We start from the raw sequence: 1039 nt of genomic DNA, 5'->3' as shown, positions 1-1039 counted from the left end.
TAGAGCTATCATGAGCCGAAAATCCTCTCTTCTCAATTAACACTGTTTTGTCTCAAGGGCGCTGATGTCGGACAATCATCTGAAAGCCGCATGATTTCTTCCATACGGTGCGAAATGTAAATTACTGCAGTTCCGCGCGCTTTGAGCCGCTCGATAATGGAAAAAAGGATTTCCGCTTCGCAGTCAGAAAGCGAAGAAGTAGGTTCATCCAGAATGACAACATCGGCTGGCTGGCTTAGCCCTTTAGCAATTTCGACAAGTTGTCGCTGTGCGATTGAAAGATCACCTACCTTGGCACGGGGATCAACAGGCAGCCCTAGCTCAGTAACAAGTTTAGCCGCATGTGCATTCAATTCACGATCGCGGATAAATCCAAACCGGCTTGGTTCGTTATTAGCAAAGATGTTTTCTGCAACCGTCAGATTGCGCGAGAGGCTGAGTTCCTGAAAAACGATTGAGATGCCGCTCACTCGTGCTTCGCGCGGATCTTTCGGCGCGTAATTGACGCCACGCAGTTTAATTGATCCTGATGTAGGCTTGAAAACGCCAGCGAGGATTTTCATCAAAGTCGATTTACCAGCGCCGTTTTCACCGAGCAAAGTATGTACGCGACCGCGACGAACTGTGAGGTTCATGCGTTTAAGTGCGATGACGGGACCAAAAGATTTGGCCACATCGCAAATCTCAAGAACGACATCCGTATTGCTGGCTTTTGCGGAATTGGTCGCTGGCACGATCTACCTCCACTTTCCTTTGAGACTGCAGGCAGAAGTCACTTCCATGCGCTGATTACGCTGTAGCTTGCCGATAATGTTATAGCTGCGGCGACGCGTCAGCGGTGGTGACTGCGTCGCCGCGCGCTTAATAGAAATGACGACTGGGAGGAACCGTCATTTCACGCGGTATTACTTGGTTTCACCATCTTTGGTGACGACACCGGGAACGATCGGCTGCTTTGCAGGAATGGACTTGTCACGGTTTGATTCCGCCTCCTTAAATAGACTATTTGTCATTAAGGAGAAGAATTATGGCAGTTTCA

1 pseudogene is annotated in these 1039 nt (G+C 49.0%); it reads right to left on the bottom strand.

Going from position 1 to position 1039, the window contains the following annotated elements:
- Window positions 1-74 precede the first annotated feature (74 nt).
- A pseudogene (locus HBA93_RS17800) lies at window positions 75-734 on the bottom strand (ATP-binding cassette domain-containing protein); the annotation flags it as partial.
- Window positions 735-1039: the final 305 nt, after the last annotated feature.

The organism is Ochrobactrum sp. SFR4, from assembly GCF_019730395.1.
Lineage (GTDB): Bacteria > Pseudomonadota > Alphaproteobacteria > Rhizobiales > Rhizobiaceae > Pseudochrobactrum.
This window is presented reverse-complemented; position numbering and strand designations above follow the sequence as displayed.